Here is a 15,363-nt window from a genome sequence, read left to right on the forward strand (position 1 = left end):
CACAACTTTCGACGGTACGCGCGTTCAAAGCAGCTTTTCGATATCCGCCGCGATCTCTTCGGGCTTGGTGGTCGGCGCATAGCGTTCGACCACCTGGCCGTCGCGGCCGACCAGGAACTTGGTGAAGTTCCATTTGATGCCCTCGGTACCTAGGAACCCGGGCGCCTGCTTCTTGAGTTCGCCGTAAAGCGGATCGGCGCCCGAGCCGTTGACGTCGATCTTGGCGAAGACCGGGAAGGTCACGTCATAGGTCAGCGAACAGAAGTTCGCGATTTCCTCGGCATTGCCCGGCTCCTGCGCGCCGAACTGGTTGCAGGGGAAACCCAGCACCTCGAACCCGCGATCGGCATATTTGCGATGCAGCGCCTCCAACCCTTCATATTGCGGCGTGAAGCCGCATTTCGAGGCGACGTTGACGACCAGCAGGACCTTGCCGGCATAGGCCGAGAGGTCGGCGTCGCTACCATCCGCCGCCTTGACGTGAAACTCGGTGATCGCGGTCATGCGCCCTTCCCCTCATAACGGGCCATCAAGGCGGCGATATTGCGCTTCACCCCCGGCCATTCGTGTTCGAGGATCGAATAGAGCACGCTGTCGCGATAATGGCCATCGTTGAGGATGAGATGGCCACGGATCACCCCGTCCATCCGCGCGCCCAGCCGTTCGATTGCCGCGCGCGATTGGCGATTGAGGAAATCGGTGCGGATCTGGACGCAAAAGCAGCCGAGCGTCTCGAACGCGTGGGTGAGCAGCAGCATCTTCGCCTCGGTATTGAGCCCGGTGCGCTGGACGCGCGGGGCATAGACCGTGCCGCCGATCTCGACCCGGCGGTGCTCCTTCGCCATGCGCAGGAAGCGCGTGACGCCCGCGATCTCTCCGGCGGCATCGCGGACGGTGAACGGCATCGCGCGCCCGGCCTCGAACTCGCGTTCGAGCCGTTGGTACCAAGCCTCGACCGTGGACGAATTGGGTACGGTGGTGTGAAAGGCCCCCTCCAGGCCAGAGGCGAACGCCGCGAGGATGCCCTCGCGATCGCCACGCGTCAGCGGCGAGAGCGTGACGTGTCGGCCGTTCAGCGTCGGAATCGTCCGCCAGGGATCGCTCATCACTTTCCGCTACCGGCTGAAGTCGCGGGATCGCGGCGGTCGATCGGTCTCGCCATGCGCCCTTTGACCTTCGACCAGGCGATATAGTCGATCACGCCCAACACCTGCTCGATCGGCACCATCCCGACCCCCATTTCATCGACAGGTGCTCGGCTGTCGGCTGCCTGATCGCGGTTATCGCCCAGCACGAACAGCGTGCCGGGCGGAACCTTGGCGGCGGGCATATCGTCGAACGGACCCGGGATCGTCATCCTGATAACGCGATGCGAGCCGCGTTCACCCGGCAGCCGCTCGGCATAGAGCAGGCTCCGAGTATTCCCGTCTAACGTCGGACCGGCCCCAAGCTCGCGCCGCCGGGCGGCCACGCCATTGATCCAGGGAAAGCCGCCGCGCATTTCGATCGTATCCCCGCCCACGGCGGCTACGCGGGCGACGCGCACCTCGTCCGGCGTGCGCCGATAGACGATCACCTCGCCCCGTGTCGGCTCGCCCGGTTGGCGACGGCGCGGCAGAACCCGATCACCCGGGATGAGGTTCGGCATCATGCTTTGCGATGGGATCGAATAATAGCGCCCGGTGCGCTGACCGTCGAACATTAGACCAACCACCGGCCAGCACAGGTAGAGCAATGCTCCGATGACGAGCGATCCGATGACGAACAATCCCGCGACGATCCGCATCTGGCGGCGCGCGGAAGCATTCATTGAAGGTGCCCTTCGTGCAGGCGCAGGACGCGGTCCATCCGCGCGGCCAGCCGCTCGTTATGAGTCGCTACCACGGCCGCCGACCCTTCCTGCCGCACCAGCCGCAGGAATTCGCCGAACACGATCTCCGCGGTCGCCTCGTCGAGATTGCCGGTGGGCTCGTCGGCGAGGATCAAGGCGGGCCGGTTGGCCAGCGCGCGGGCGACCGCGACGCGTTGCTGCTCGCCGCCCGACAATTGGCTCGGCCGATGCGTCAGGCGATGCCCCAGGCCGAGCGTCGTCAACAGGTCGGCCGCGCGAGCGTCGGCATCTGCGCGCGAGGCCCCCTTCACCAATTGCGGCAGCACGACATTCTCGATCGCGTTGAAATCGGGCAGCAAGTGATGGAATTGATAGATGAAGCCCAGCATGTCGCGGCGCGTCGCGGTACGCTCCGAACTGCTCATCTGCGCCGCTTCGGTGCCGGTGATGCGGATCGACCCGCCGAACCCGCCTTCGAGCAGGCCGACTGCCTGGAGCAAGGTCGATTTGCCCGAGCCCGAGGGGCCGAGCAGCGCGACGATCTCACCGGGCGCGATCGACAAGTTCACCCCGCGCAGGACGTGGATCGTCTCCCCGCCTTGCTCGAAGCTGCGGGTCAGGCCGGTGGTGGCGAGGACGGCGTCACTCATAGCGAAGCACCTGGACTGGGTCGGTGCTGGCGGCGCGCGACGCCGGGTACAGCGTCGCGAGGAAGGTCAGCAGCAAGGTGATCGCGACGACCATCGCGATCTCGATCGGATTGGGCTTGGATGGCAGTTCGGTCAGGAAGCGGATCGAGGGATCCCATAGATTCTGCCCCGACACTTTTTGCACGAAGTCGACGATCGGCTGGCGGAAATAAAGCAGGACGAATCCCAGGATCAGCCCCGCGATCGTGCCGAGAATACCGATCGTCGTGCCGACAGTGATGAAGATCCTGACCATCGCGGCGCGCGGCGCGCCCATCGTCCTGAGAATCGCGATGTCGCGCGTCTTGGCGCGGACCAGCATGATCAGCGATGACGCGATGTTGAACGCCGCGACCAGGATGATGATGCACAGGATCACGAACATCGACACTTGCTCGATCGCCAGCGCCTCGAACAATTGCGCGTTCATCTGGCGCCAATCGCTTACGGCGGCGGTCTGGCCAAGCGACGCGCGCAGCGGCGCCAGGATCGGCCCGACCTGATCGGCGTCCCTGGTGTTGACCTCGATCATCCCCACCGTGTCGGGATCAAGCAGCAGCAGGGTCTGCGCCTCCTCCATCGGCATGACGACATAGACCTTGTCGTAATCGTAGACGCCGATCTCGAAGATTGCGCCGACCGTATAGGACACCATCCGCGGCACGGTGCCGAACGGGGTCGATTGTCCCATCGGGCTCCAGATCGTGACCTGACTGCCGATATCGACGCCAAGCGTTTCGGCCAGGCGCGATCCGATCGCGATCCGGTTGCTGCCGGCGGTCACGCTGTTGAGGTCGCCGGCGACGACATGACCGGCAATCGTCGGATTGCCGCGGATATCGGGCACAGTCAGCCCGCGCAGGCTGATCGGCTCGGCGCGACCATTGTTGGTCATCATCAACGGCTGTTCGATCATCGGCACCGCGCTGGTGACGCCTGGCGTCGCCTTGGCGCGTGCAAGCAATTGCCGCCAGTCGTTGAGCGGACGGCCGCCATAGCCCTGGATCACGGCATGGCCGTTCAGTCCGACGATCTTGTCGAACAATTCGGCGCGAAAGCCGTTCATGACGCTCATCACGATGACCAAAGCGGCGACGCCCAGCATCACCGCGCCTAGGCTGAACCCGGCGACGAGAACGATGAAGCGCTCGCCTTTGCCGGGCAACAGATAGCGCCCGGCAATCATGCGTTCGTAGCTCGACAGGAGAATCAATCAGGCCTCGCGATCCGCCCCCGGAATGTCGGGTGCTTAGGGTCTGTACTCAATAGCGGCGGGGATCGAGATTGCGTTGTGGAGCCCGTCGGCGAGGAGCGCAGCGCAGTCGCGTAGCTTGAGCTACGCGCAAGCAAGCGACGACGTCCGGCGGGCTCCACAACGCAACCTCATCGGGGCGGGCGGATTTTGTCGCGTGGAGGGCGTCGCTCGTCGGTCACGATGCATAATGCATCGCTCCCTCCTCGCTCCTACCCACGCGACAAAATCCGCTCCGTCTCGACCCCGTCGCTATTGAGTACAGACCCTAAGGCGTATCGCGATTACAGGCAACCAAGGCGGTGCTGTGGCGGATTCGACACATGCGCGCCGCAATCGTGCGGCGACCCGTTGTTTGGCGATGACAAGACACCAGTCGCCGCTTAGCAGTTTGCTTCGCGAAACGCAGGTCAATGGCCGTGGTTCGGGGATCGCTTCCAGCTCCGCCTTAAAAGAGGCGTGCGGGCGGAAGTTACAAGGGGGCTGACGAGCAATCGTCACGCAGGCGCCCGGGTCGGAAACGGCCCGGGCGTTTGTCATTTGGGGCGAAGGCGAGCAGCGAAGCTGCAAGCCGGTGCGCGAAGAGCATCGCCCCAAACGGCCGCCGGTCCGCAACGCGGCCCGAGCGACGGCGGCTTCGCCGACCGGCGCTTCTCTCCACGCTTCCTTCTCCCACTTTCCTCTCCCGCTTGCGGGAGAGGAGCGAGACTTGGTGAGCGAAGCGAGCCTAGTCGCAGCGGTGAGGGTCTTCTTTCTTCTGCCGAGCGGGTGTCGAGATAGAAGAAGTAAGAAGACCCTCACCTTCCCACCGCCTTCGGCGGCGGGCCCCTCCCTCTCCCGCAAGCGGGAGAGGGCATAATCGCTCAAAAACTGATTCGGAACGTCCCGCCATAAGTCCGCGGATCGCCCGGCTGGCCCACAATCAGCCCCGTGCTGCCCGATTGCGTGCTCAGCAGCTCGAAATAATGCTGGTCGAACGCATTGCGCACCCAGCCGTACAGGTTCCACTTGTCCTTGCGGAAACCGAGCCGGAAGTTCGACAGCGAATAGCCATTGATATCGGTGTAGAGCGAGCGCGACGGGTTGGACGAGAATTTCGAGCGATAGCTGCCGTCATAGCCGAGATAGACCTGGCCCCCGCTGACCGGCACGTTCACTTCGCCGCCGAACGAGAACGACCATTTCGAGATGCCGGGCAGAACCGATCCCGAGATATCGCAAACCAAGGGGCTGAGACCCGGCGTGCCGGGCGCCGCCGGCGTCTGACCGGGAAGCGCCGGGTTACCGCCGGACAATTCGGGCGGGCACGGCGCATTGCGGAAGCGGACATATTTGGCATCCGTGAAGGCGCCGTTGGTGTACAGGCTCAGCCGCGGACTGGGGCGGAAGGACGAGTCGAACTCGATGCCGCGCACGCGGACCCGCGCCGCATTGGCCAGATAGCCGCGGATAACGGTCGTCTGCCCGTTGTTCACGGTCGCCTGGTAATCCTTGATGTCGGTCCAGAACGCGGCGAGGTTGAACGTCACCCGGCGGTCGAGGAACTGCGTCTTCAACCCGAGCTCGAAGTGATTCTCCTTCTCGGGCTTTACCGTCTGGGTCGACAGGTCGACTCCGGTATTGGTGGAATTGAGCGGCAGTCCCGACAGGTTGATCCCGCCCGACTTGAAGCTGCGCGCATAGGTCGCATAGCCGTGAATGTCCTTGGAGAAATCGTAGGACAGGGTCAGGTCGCCGGACAGGTTCCAGGCGCTGAATTTCGGGCTGTAACGTTGCGGCGCCAGCGTATTGAGCTGATCGGCAAGCGCGGTCCCGTTCTGCAGCAGGGTCGCGACATTATCCGCCGTCGCGACGAAATTGTACTTGGCGTTGTGGATGCTGACGACCGACTCGTAAAAGCCTGATTTCTTGTCGTAATTGAGTCGCAGGCCGGGCTGGATGTGAAAGCCGGGCGCCGCTTCCCAATTGAGTTTGCCGAACACGGCGAAGCTCTGATTGCTGAAATGGATCGAGTTGGTCGACGTCAGCCCGTCGAGCACCAGCGGATTGCACGCATTGGCCGTCGGCGTGGCGCAACCGCTCGATCCTACCGGTACGTTGCCAGGATTGAGCAGCCACCGGCTCGCCGCCGGGCCCTGCACCTGCGACCCCTGCGTATCGATCGTCTGGTCGAAGAAGAATGCGCCGAGCGTGTAGTTGAGCTTACCGTCGCCGTTCGAGGCGAGGCGCAATTCCTGCGACCATTGCTTCTGCTGCGACGGATTTTGCGAGACGGTGGTGATCGGCAAGCCGACGAAATCGCGGTCGTTGGCGGGCTGCCAATCCCAATAGCGCCAGGCGGTTACCGACGTGATTGTCGCGCCGCCGACGTCCCAGCTGCCGACCAGCGACAGCCCGCCGACCTCCTGGCGTGAGTTGATCGATGCGTCGAGGTCGGTCACGCGGTCGAACGGATCGAAACTCGGCGGCTTGTAGCCGAGCGCCGCGGCCAGCGCGGCATATTGGCGGTTGAGCGGCCGCTGCGTCGCGCCAACCCGGGCGTAATATTGCACGCAGCAATAGGGATTCTGCAGACTGAAATCGGCCGAGAAGTTGAAATCCAGATTGGGCGTCGCTTGCCACAGCAACTGCCCACGCACGCTGAAATTGTCCTGCTTCTGCAGATTCTTGTCGATCGCGGTGTCGTAGATCGACCCGCCTCGCTTGCTCACCGAAGTCGACAGACGCACGCCCAACTTGCCGTCGGCGATCGGCGCCGAGGCCGAGCCTTTCAGCTGGACCAGGCCGTAATTGCCGGCGCTGACCTCGAACGTCGCTTCTGGCGACGAAAGGTTGGGCTTCTTGGTCGTGATGTTGACCGCACCCGCGGTGGTGTTCTTGCCGTAGAGCGTCCCCTGCGGCCCGCGCAGCACCTCGACGCGATCGATGTCGACGAAATCGAAGGTCGAGGCGCCGACGCGGCCGATATAGACCTGGTCGATATAGAGGCCGACGCCCTGCTCGATGCCGTCATTGGTCAGCCCGAACGGCGCCCCCAAACCGCGGATATTGATCGCCGAATTGCGCGGATTGCTCGAATAGAATTGCAGCGCGGGCTGGAATTGCTGGAGCCGGTTGACGTTGAACGCCCCGGCATTGGCCAGCGTTTCGCCGCTCAACACCGCCACCGCGAGCGGCACGGTCTGCAAGCGTTCCGACCGGCGGCGCGCGGTGACGACAATGTCGCCCCCTGGCGTCGGCGCGGCTTGCGGATCGGCTTGGGGCTCGGGCGCCGGTGAGGGTGCGTTGGCGGCAGTATCGTCTGGCGCGACGACCGGCGCTGCCGGGCGAGCGGCGTTGTCGGCGAGCGCGATGCTTTGCGGCGATGCGGCGGCAAGCAGGAGCGGAAACGCAGCGAGCATGATTCGGTAATCCCCTAGACGATCGATTAACGCCTTAATCCCCACTGAGTTGCTGGGAATAAAAGCAAGATCGTCTGACCAGCCACGCAAGCCAAACTTTATCACCGTTGAAAGATAACGATATTTTGTCGGACAGGCACTCTTGAACCGGCGCCGGAATGCCCCAGATATGCGATGACGCGACGCCCATCGGGGTCGCGTCGTTGTGACATCGCTCAATGGAGGATGATTAAATGCGACAGTTCGACCTTACTCCCTACCGCCGCTCGACGATCGGCTTCGATCGCCTGTTCGATATGCTCGAAGCCTCGGCGCGGCAGAATGGCGGGGACAATTACCCGCCCTTCAACCTCGAGCGGATCGCCGAGGATCATTATCGCATCACGATCGCGGTCGCCGGTTTCCGTCGCGACGAGATCGAGATCGTCGCGCAGCAGAACCTGCTGACCGTCAAGGGCAAGAAGGACAAGGACGGCGATCAGTCGGCCTATCTCCACCTCGGCATCGCGACGCGCAGTTTCGAGCGCCGTTTCGAACTCGCCGATTTCATCCGGGTCGACGATGCGCGGCTCAATGATGGCTTGCTGACCGTCGGCCTGGTGCGCGAAGTGCCCGAGGCGCTGAAGCCGCAGTCAATCGCGATCAAGACGGGCGCTCCGCTCGCCGCGATCGAAACCAGCCCGGCCGCCGACGAAACCAAAGCGGCCTGACAGACCGGCGCTTTCTCGCTCCCTTGAAAGCGCCAATGGGCGTCCGGGCCGACAGGTCCGGGCGCCTTTTTCGTTTCGATGGCGCCGGTCGTCCTGTTAGCTGTCGGCGATGAAGACGCTGCAGGTGACCGTGAACAAGACTGGCGGCACGGCGGCCAAGATGGGCGACGCGCTGGTCGGAGAGCTGGAAAAAGCTTTTACACAAGCGGGGACAACGGCCGACGTCACAGCGCTCGATGGCGAGCAAATCCCCGAAGCGATCGAGGCGGCAGCGAGATCGGGACGGGTGATCGTCGCGGGCGGCGACGGCACCGCTGCCGGCGCTGCGCAAATCCTCGCGGGCAGCGATACCGAACTCGGCCTGCTGCCGCTCGGCACGCTCAACCATCTGGCGCGAGATCTCGGCATCCCCACCGATCTGGGCGAGGCCGCCAAGGTTGCGGTGAATGGCCAGCCTGTCGCGATCGACGTCGGCGAGGTCAACGGACAGGTCTTCGTCAACAACGCGTCGATCGGGCTCTACCCGTTGATGGTGCGCAAGCGCGAAGGTTTGCGCCGTGCCAAGGGCTGGCCCAAATGGCTGTCGACGCTGCCAGCGGCGTTCGCCGTGCTCGAGCGGCTACCGCATCATCGGTTGCGGCTCGATTGGGGCAAAGGCGAGCGCAGGATCGTCACGCCACTGCTGTTCGTCGGCAACAACGTCTATTCGCTTGATCGCGGCGAGGTTGGCAAACGCGGTACCCTGACCGACGGCAAATTGTCGATCTATGCCGTGACGCATCGACGGCGCGCGGCGCTGATCTGGTTCGCCCTGCGCGCGCTGGTCGGGCGCGCTGAACGCTCGCTCGATTTCGAGACGCTCGGCGAATGCGAGACACTTACCGTCAGTTCGAGCGGCGGATCGATCGAAATCGCACTCGACGGCGAACTGAAGCGGATGGACTCCCCACTCGAATTCCGCATCCGCGCAGGCGCGCTGAGGGTACTGACGCCGGGCGACTCCGAAAAGCAGTGACGTCTAGACCAACCTGCTCTGCCGCACCGCCGCCGCGATGAAGCTGGCGAACAACGGATGCGGGTCGAACGGCTTGGATTTCAGTTCCGGGTGGAACTGGACGCCCACGAACCAGGGATGATCGGGGCGTTCGACGATCTCGGGCAGCATTCCGTCGGGCGACATGCCGCTGAACACCAGCCCGCCTTTTTCGAGCGGTTCGCGATAGCCGGTATTGACCTCGTAGCGATGGCGGTGCCGCTCGCTGATGTCGGTCGAGCCATAGATTGACGAAACGACGCTGTTGCCGTCGAGCTTGGCGTCATAGGCGCCAAGCCGCATTGTGCCGCCCAGATCGCCACCCGCTTCGCGCTTCTGAACGCCTTCAGCCGACATCCATTCGGTGATGATGCCGACCACCGGTTCCTCGGTCGGGCCGAATTCGGTCGATGATGCCTTCTCGATCCCCGCCAGGTTCCGCGCACCCTCGATGCAAGCCATCTGCATCCCGAAACAAATGCCGAAATAGGGGACGTTGCGCTCGCGCGCGAACTTGACCGAGGCGATCTTGCCTTCCGCCCCGCGCTCGCCGAACGCGCCGGGGACCAGGATCGCGTGGCACGGCTCGAGGCTGGCGGCGACATCGCTGTCGCCATGTTCGAACAATTCGGCGTCGATCCAGCGGACGTTGACCTTCACCTTGTTGGCGATGCCGCCATGGACCAACGCTTCGTTCAATGACTTATAGGCGTCCTGCAGGCCGACATATTTGCCGACGACGCCGACCGTCACTTCCCCTTCCGGGTTGGTCAGGCGATCCATGATATCGGTCCAGCGCGCGAGATCGGGCAGTGCTTCGGAATCGATCCCGAAAGCATTGAGGACAGCGTCGTCGAGGCCTTCCTCATGGTATTGGACCGGCACGGCGTAGATGCTCTTGGCGTCGAGCGCCGGAATGACCGCTTCCTTCGGCACGTTGCAGAACAACGCAATCTTGGCGCGCTCGCTCGCGGGCAATGGCTGCTCGCAGCGGCACACCAGCACGTCGGGCTGCACGCCCAATGCCGCCAGCTCGCGTACGCTATGCTGGGTCGGCTTGGTCTTCAGCTCGCCCGCGGCGGCGATGTACGGCACCAACGTGACGTGGATGCTGACCGAATTGCCACGGCCAAGATCGTTGCGAATCTGGCGGATCGCTTCGATGAACGGCAGCGATTCGATATCGCCGACCGTGCCGCCGATCTCGCACAGCACGAAATCGAGATCGTCGGTCTCGGCGAGCGCGAACGCCTTGATCGCGTCGGTGACGTGCGGGATGACCTGGACGGTGGCGCCGAGATAGTCGCCGCGGCGTTCGCGCTGGATGATCTGCTGATAGATCCGGCCCGAGGTGACGTTGTCCGACTGACGGGCAGCAACGCCGGTAAACCGTTCGTAATGGCCGAGATCGAGGTCGGTTTCCGCCCCGTCATCGGTCACATAGACCTCACCATGCTGATACGGGCTCATCGTGCCCGGATCGACATTGAGATAGGGATCGAACTTCCGGATGCGGACGCGATAGCCGCGTGCCTGGAGGAGGGCAGCCAGTGAAGCCGCCATCAAACCTTTGCCCAGCGAGGAGACCACGCCGCCGGTAATGAAAATAAACCGCGCCATGGGAGTCATCGCCTAGCTTGGAATGGGGGCGTGCCGCAAGCACGCGACTCCGCCCGCGCGAACAAAAAGTCCGCGCGGGCGATTAGAACGAAATGGATTTAGCGGACGGGAACCGCGCCGTTGCTGGCCGGAGCTACCTTGTTCTCGCCCGGCGCCAGAGCGCCCGGGAAGGTGACGTTGCCGCCGGCACCCGCCGCCGCATTGGCCGCCGCGCCACCAAACGCGCCACCCGCCGGCTGCGGAGCACTGCCCGCCGGCGCGTTGATCGGCGCCGCGCGATTGAGCGAGGTGTCGATCGAGGTCGCATGCCGCGTCGCCGCCATCACCGCCAGGATGATGGTCAAGGTAACGAAGATCGTCGCCAGGATCGCCGTCGACCGTGTCAGGAAATCGGCCGCGCCGCGCGCGGACATCAATCCGGCCGGGCTGCCGCCGCCGGTCAGGCCGCCGCCTTCGGAACGCTGCATCAGGATGATGGTGACGAGCGCCGATCCGACGAGCAACTGAACGACAAGGACGAAGGTAAAGAGCATCGAACGACTGTGACCTGCGAAACTGGAGAAAGCGGGGACATAGGCGACCCCTTCCCCGCGATCAACCGCTCATCCACCGGACGACACGTGGCGTTTCCATGACATTTCGTGTCCGCACTGAAACTCAATCGCCTCGGCGCACGTTGTTACGCCTGCGATAGCGACCGCCTTTTGAGCCTTGTGGACAATCAGTGAGCACCGACATGAACATTGCCAGCACTTTCGACAGCTCCCCGCTAACGCGATGGATGAATACGCTGGTCGACTATGTCCGATCCGGCGAGCCCGATCTCACCAACCGCCAGATGGCGCTGCTGCTCGTCGTCTATCTCAGTCCGGGGCCGCATACGGTGCGCGGTCTGGCCCGCGCGTTGAACGTTTCCAAGCCCGTCGTGACACGCGCCTTGAACAGGTTGGGGGCGCTCGGCTATCTGCGCCGCCAGCGCGACGATACCGACAAGCGCAACATCTTTATCGCGCGTACCACCGAAGGGGCAGGCTTTCTTGAAGAATTCGGACAATTTGTGGGAGAAAGCGACCCGCCCCGCGCCCGCAGAGCCACCGCGTAGAACCTTTGCGCTGACCGGTCCGTCGATATCGATAGACCCGCGCCACAACGCGATTCGCCCCGACCTGGCCGACGTTCGGCTCGCCGAATACGTATTCGCGCCGCATTACGCGGCGCCCCTGCCCTGTGTAGTAACCCGCGCCGTGACCTTGCACGCCGAATCATCCCCCACGTCCGAGCCGCTCGCCGAACTCACCGTCGGTGAGAGCTTCGAAGTGCTGGAAGTCCTGCGCGAGGTCGCCTGGGGTGTGTCGCCCGAACACCGCCTGTCCGGCTATGTCGACCGCACGGCACTGGATCTGGCGGCATGAACGTCAACGTCTTCATCGATGGCGGTGCCGGCACCACCGGGCTAGAGATCCGCGAACGGCTGTCCGGGCGGAGCGACGTCACCCTCGTCACGCTGGACGAAGCGGTGCGCAAGAATTCGACCGCGCGCAAACAGGCGCTGAACGATGCCGATTTCGTCATCCTGTGCCTGCCCGACGATGCCGCGCGCGAAGCGGTGGCGATGATCACGTCGGACAAGACGCGGGTGATCGACGCCTCGACCGCGCATCGCGTCGCCGAGGGATGGGCCTATGGTTTCGCCGAGCTCGAACCGGCCCAGCAGGCGGTGATCGCCGAGGCGCGCTTCGTCAGCAATCCTGGCTGCTATCCGACCGGCTTTCTTGCGCTGGTCCGGCCGCTGGTCCGCGCGGGGCTGATCCCGCACGACTGGCCGCTCAGCGTCAATGCGATCTCGGGCTATTCGGGCGGCGGCAAATCGATGATTGCCGAGTTCGAAGAGGGGAAGGCCAATACAAGCGCCCGGCTATACGCTTTGGGTCTGGCGCACAAACATGTCGCAGAGATGCAGAAGCATGCCCGTATCGCGCATCTGCCGATTTTCACGCCTGCGGTCGCCAACACCTATCGTGGCATGATCGTCGAAGTCCCGGTGCCGCTCCACGCATTGCCGCGCAAACCCTCGCTCGCGCAGATCGAAGCCACTTTGGCCGAGGCCTATAAGGACAGCCCGCTGATCCGGATTGGCGCGGCGGACGCACAGTTCGTGACGATCGAGGACGACGCCGGCAGCGACCGCCTGACCTTGCGCGTCTGCGGCAATGCCGAGGCCGGACAAGCGCGGCTGGTCGCGACGCTCGACAATCTCGGCAAGGGCGCGGCGGGCGCCGCGGTGCAGAATCTCAACATCATGGCGGGATTCGACCCGGTCACGGGCCTGACTTTATGAGCGCGACGCCTTAAATTCGTCGGTCTCCACACTCTCCGCCCTGCGCCAAGCGCAGGGCCAACGGTCTAAACGAGGAAAGCTAGATGCCCGGAACGCGCCAGCCGCTCGACAAATTGCTGCTGTTCGGCGCGACCGGGGATTTGTCGCAGCGCATGTTGCTGCCTTCGCTCTACGGCCTCGACGAAGACGGGTTGTTGCCGGCCAACATGACGATCACCGGCACCGCAAGGACGGTGTTCGAGGACGGTGCGTTCCGCAAATTTGCGAAGGAAGCGCTCGAAAAATACCTGCCCGAGGATCGCAAGGACAAGGACAAGATCGCCTCCTTTCTCAAGCGGTTGAACTATCAGGCGCTCGACGCGACCGAGGCCGACCATTTCAAGAACCTGTCGGACGAACTCGGCGACACTTCGAAGGGTCTCGCGATTTTCCTGTCGACCGCGCCGAGCCTGTTCGAAGCAACAATCAAGGGTCTCAACGGCGCGGGCCTGGCGCATGGCAATGTCCGCATCGGGCTCGAAAAGCCGCTCGGCTACGACCTCGCCTCGAGCCGCGAGATCAACGACGCGGTCGCCGCGGTCTTTCCCGAGGATCGGATTTTCCGGATCGACCATTATCTCGGCAAGGAGACCGTCCAGAACATCCTGGCGCTGCGCTTCGGTAATTCGTTCTACGAGCCGGTGTGGAATGCGCAGGGCATCGACAATATCCAGATCACCATCGCGGAGACGGTCGGACTGGAAGAGCGCGCCGGCTATTATGATGGCGCCGGGGCGCTGCGCGACATGGTCACCAACCACATGCTGCAGCTGCTGGCGCTGATCGCGATGGAGCCCCCTGCCCGTTACGACAAGGACGCGATCCGCGACGAAAAGGCCAAGGTGTTCCGTAGCTTGCACGTCATGACGCCGGAGGAAGTGCCGCATCTGACCGTCACTGGTCAGTACGGTCCCGGCGCGGTCGACGGGAAGATCGTCAAGGGCTATCTGGAGGAACTCGGCAAACCGTCGACCACCGAGACGTTTGTCGCGATCAAGGCGAGCATCGAGAATTGGCGCTGGCAAGGCGTACCCTTCTACCTGCGCACCGGTAAGCGCATGGCGGTGCGCCGCAGCGAGATCGCGATCCAGTTCAAGCCGGTGCCGCATTCGATGTTCGCCGGGCGCGGCGGCCTGCTCCAGCCCAACAAGCTGATCATCCGCCTGCAGCCCGAGGAATATATCTCGATGCTGGTGATGGCGAAGGAGCCGGGTCTCGATCGCGAGGGTATCCATCTGCGCGAAGTGCCGCTCAATCTCAGCCTCGACGCCGAGTTCGCCGGCACGCGCCGCCGCATCGCTTATGAGCGCCTGCTGCTCGACCTGATCGAGGGCGACCAGACCCTGTTCGTCCGTCGCGACGAAGTGGAGGCGCAATGGGCCTGGACCGACGCGATCCGTGCCGGCTGGACGGCCAACGACACCAAGCCCAAGAGCTATGCCTCGGGCAGCTGGGGTCCGTCGACCTCGATCGCGCTGACCGAGCGCGATGGGGTGACGTGGCAGGACGATTGAGTTTCTAAAATCCTCTCCCGCTTGCGGGAGAGGAGCGAGACTTAGGTCGGCGCAGCCGGCCTTAGTCGCAGCGGTGAGGGTCTTCTGTTGCCCCACAGCTGGAAGAAAGAAGACCCTCACCCAACCCTCTCCCGCAAGCGGGAGAGGGCTTTAAGAGCGAAGAGCATTATGGCAACCAACGAAGAAATCGAATGGTGGGAATATGACGATACCGACGAGATGGCGGACGCCGTCTCGGGCGATATCGCGTTCATCATCGAAAGCGCGATCGAAGCGCGCGGCGGTGCAGTGGTCGCGCTGGCCGGTGGCAAGACGCCGATCCCGATCTACGCACGGCTCGCCAAGGCGAAGCTCGAATGGAAGCGGGTGACAATCATCCCCGGCGACGAGCGCATCGTGCCGCTGGGCGACCCGCTGTCCAACGTGACGATGATCGCCAAGACCTTCCTGCCGCTCGGCGCGCGCGTGATGCCGATCGTTCCGCAAGCGACGGCGGACTACAAAGCGGCGGGCCGATCGGCCGACGCGCTGATGCAGGATCTGCATTGGCCGCTCGATCTCTGCCTGCTCGGCATTGGTGGAGACGGCCATACCGCCTCGATCTTCCCGGGTCCGGATTTCGACGAAGCGCTGAACGGTCCCAAGGAGCGCCGGATGCTCGGCGTCATGCCCGACCCGCTGCCGCCCGAAGCGCCCGTGGCGCGCGTGACGCTCAGCCGTGCGGCGATCGTCTCGTCAGCGGCGGTGATCATCGCCATCACCGGTGCCGACAAGAAGAAGGTGCTGGAGGACGCGATCAGCCAGGGGCCGAGCTCGTCCTATCCGATCGGGCGCGTTCTCGCCGATACCGAGCTTCCCGTCGACATCCACTGGGCGCCGTAGCCACGGTCAGGCCACCGAGAGAGTGGCCCCGGTTTCAGCGCATACGAATTTCCA

General features: G+C 63.8%; 15 protein-coding genes. 7 read left to right on the plus strand and 8 right to left on the minus strand.

Annotated elements, in window-relative coordinates:
- Positions 1–24: 24 nt before the first annotated feature.
- The 6 genes from AC1DSD_RS11730 to AC1DSD_RS11755 form a co-directional block, all read right to left on the minus strand.
- On the minus strand, positions 25–504 hold the full coding sequence (locus AC1DSD_RS11730; RefSeq protein WP_478030206.1) for a glutathione peroxidase: 480 nt from the start codon (positions 502–504) through the stop codon (positions 25–27).
- Positions 501–1,106, minus strand: a complete 606-nt coding sequence (locus AC1DSD_RS11735; RefSeq protein ID WP_478030207.1) for a GNAT family N-acetyltransferase — start codon at positions 1,104–1,106, stop codon at positions 501–503. Before AC1DSD_RS11735 ends, AC1DSD_RS11730 begins: the two co-directional genes overlap by 4 nt.
- Entirely contained in the window at positions 1,106–1,810 is a 705-nt protein-coding gene (gene lepB, locus AC1DSD_RS11740) for a signal peptidase I (protein ID WP_478030208.1), read from the minus strand. Before lepB ends, AC1DSD_RS11735 begins: the two co-directional genes overlap by 1 nt.
- Positions 1,807–2,481 carry an ABC transporter ATP-binding protein gene (locus AC1DSD_RS11745; RefSeq protein ID WP_478030209.1) on the minus strand — a complete coding sequence of 225 codons (675 nt, stop codon included), beginning with the start codon at positions 2,479–2,481 and terminating at the stop codon, positions 1,807–1,809. Before AC1DSD_RS11745 ends, lepB begins: the two co-directional genes overlap by 4 nt.
- Complete coding sequence (locus AC1DSD_RS11750) at positions 2,474–3,730, minus strand: lipoprotein-releasing ABC transporter permease subunit (protein WP_478030474.1); 1,257 nt, start codon at positions 3,728–3,730, stop codon at positions 2,474–2,476. Before AC1DSD_RS11750 ends, AC1DSD_RS11745 begins: the two co-directional genes overlap by 8 nt.
- A 905-nt stretch (positions 3,731–4,635) precedes the next feature.
- Positions 4,636–7,173: a TonB-dependent receptor gene (locus tag AC1DSD_RS11755; protein WP_478030210.1), complete on the minus strand. Its 2,538-nt coding sequence runs from the start codon at positions 7,171–7,173 to the stop codon at positions 4,636–4,638.
- 233 nt (positions 7,174–7,406) lie between these two features.
- Between AC1DSD_RS11755 and AC1DSD_RS11760 the strand changes: the two genes are divergently transcribed.
- Together AC1DSD_RS11760 and AC1DSD_RS11765 are read left to right on the plus strand one after the other, a co-directional pair.
- Positions 7,407–7,883: an Hsp20 family protein gene (locus AC1DSD_RS11760; protein WP_478030211.1), complete on the plus strand. Its 477-nt coding sequence runs from the start codon at positions 7,407–7,409 to the stop codon at positions 7,881–7,883.
- A gap of 109 nt (positions 7,884–7,992) precedes the next feature.
- Positions 7,993–8,898: a diacylglycerol/lipid kinase family protein gene (locus AC1DSD_RS11765; protein WP_478030213.1), complete on the plus strand. Its 906-nt coding sequence runs from the start codon at positions 7,993–7,995 to the stop codon at positions 8,896–8,898.
- 3 nt (positions 8,899–8,901) lie between these two features.
- Here AC1DSD_RS11765 and AC1DSD_RS11770 read toward each other — a convergent pair whose 3' ends face one another.
- Entirely contained in the window at positions 8,902–10,536 is a 1,635-nt protein-coding gene (locus tag AC1DSD_RS11770) for a CTP synthase (RefSeq protein ID WP_478030214.1), read from the minus strand.
- Positions 10,537–10,634: 98 nt separating this feature from the next.
- Positions 10,635–11,069, minus strand: coding sequence for a preprotein translocase subunit SecG (gene secG, locus AC1DSD_RS11775; RefSeq protein WP_478030215.1), 435 nt, complete (start codon positions 11,067–11,069; stop codon positions 10,635–10,637).
- A gap of 248 nt (positions 11,070–11,317) precedes the next feature.
- Between secG and AC1DSD_RS11780 the strand changes: the two genes are divergently transcribed.
- From AC1DSD_RS11780 to pgl, 5 genes are all read left to right on the plus strand, one after another.
- Positions 11,318–11,638: a MarR family transcriptional regulator gene (locus tag AC1DSD_RS11780; RefSeq protein WP_066583478.1), complete on the plus strand. Its 321-nt coding sequence runs from the start codon at positions 11,318–11,320 to the stop codon at positions 11,636–11,638.
- Positions 11,574–11,948 carry an SH3 domain-containing protein gene (locus AC1DSD_RS11785; RefSeq protein WP_478030217.1) on the plus strand — a complete coding sequence of 125 codons (375 nt, stop codon included), beginning with the start codon at positions 11,574–11,576 and terminating at the stop codon, positions 11,946–11,948. Before AC1DSD_RS11780 ends, AC1DSD_RS11785 begins: the two co-directional genes overlap by 65 nt.
- On the plus strand, positions 11,945–12,874 hold the full coding sequence (gene argC / locus AC1DSD_RS11790; protein WP_478030218.1) for an N-acetyl-gamma-glutamyl-phosphate reductase: 930 nt from the start codon (positions 11,945–11,947) through the stop codon (positions 12,872–12,874). The genes AC1DSD_RS11785 and argC overlap by 4 nt, the downstream gene beginning before the upstream one ends.
- An 83-nt stretch (positions 12,875–12,957) precedes the next feature.
- Positions 12,958–14,427 (plus strand): glucose-6-phosphate dehydrogenase, encoded by a 1,470-nt coding sequence (gene zwf, locus AC1DSD_RS11795; protein WP_478030219.1) that lies wholly within the window; start codon positions 12,958–12,960, stop codon positions 14,425–14,427.
- A gap of 168 nt (positions 14,428–14,595) precedes the next feature.
- Positions 14,596–15,309, plus strand: a complete 714-nt coding sequence (gene pgl / locus AC1DSD_RS11800; protein ID WP_478030220.1) for a 6-phosphogluconolactonase — start codon at positions 14,596–14,598, stop codon at positions 15,307–15,309.
- Positions 15,310–15,363 lie beyond the last annotated feature (54 nt).

Source organism: Sphingomonas sp. P4_D12, assembly GCF_056401895.1.

Bases quoted from the DNA above. Each gene is read 5' to 3' on its own strand.
- AC1DSD_RS11730 (WP_478030206.1), bottom strand. From the start codon at position 504: ATGACCGCGATCACCGAGTTTCACGTCAAGGCGGCGGATGGTAGCGAC.
- AC1DSD_RS11735 (WP_478030207.1), bottom strand. From the start codon at position 1,106: ATGAGCGATCCCTGGCGGACGATTCCGACGCTGAACGGCCGACACGTC.
- lepB (WP_478030208.1), bottom strand. From the start codon at position 1,810: ATGAATGCTTCCGCGCGCCGCCAGATGCGGATCGTCGCGGGATTGTTC.
- AC1DSD_RS11745 (WP_478030209.1), bottom strand. From the start codon at position 2,481: ATGAGTGACGCCGTCCTCGCCACCACCGGCCTGACCCGCAGCTTCGAG.
- AC1DSD_RS11755 (WP_478030210.1), bottom strand. From the start codon at position 7,173: ATGCTCGCTGCGTTTCCGCTCCTGCTTGCCGCCGCATCGCCGCAAAGC.
- AC1DSD_RS11760 (WP_478030211.1), top strand. From the start codon at position 7,407: ATGCGACAGTTCGACCTTACTCCCTACCGCCGCTCGACGATCGGCTTC.
- AC1DSD_RS11765 (WP_478030213.1), top strand. From the start codon at position 7,993: ATGAAGACGCTGCAGGTGACCGTGAACAAGACTGGCGGCACGGCGGCC.
- AC1DSD_RS11770 (WP_478030214.1), bottom strand. From the start codon at position 10,536: ATGGCGCGGTTTATTTTCATTACCGGCGGCGTGGTCTCCTCGCTGGGC.
- secG (WP_478030215.1), bottom strand. From the start codon at position 11,069: ATGCTCTTTACCTTCGTCCTTGTCGTTCAGTTGCTCGTCGGATCGGCG.
- AC1DSD_RS11780 (WP_066583478.1), top strand. From the start codon at position 11,318: ATGAATACGCTGGTCGACTATGTCCGATCCGGCGAGCCCGATCTCACC.
- argC (WP_478030218.1), top strand. From the start codon at position 11,945: ATGAACGTCAACGTCTTCATCGATGGCGGTGCCGGCACCACCGGGCTA.
- zwf (WP_478030219.1), top strand. From the start codon at position 12,958: ATGCCCGGAACGCGCCAGCCGCTCGACAAATTGCTGCTGTTCGGCGCG.
- pgl (WP_478030220.1), top strand. From the start codon at position 14,596: ATGGCAACCAACGAAGAAATCGAATGGTGGGAATATGACGATACCGAC.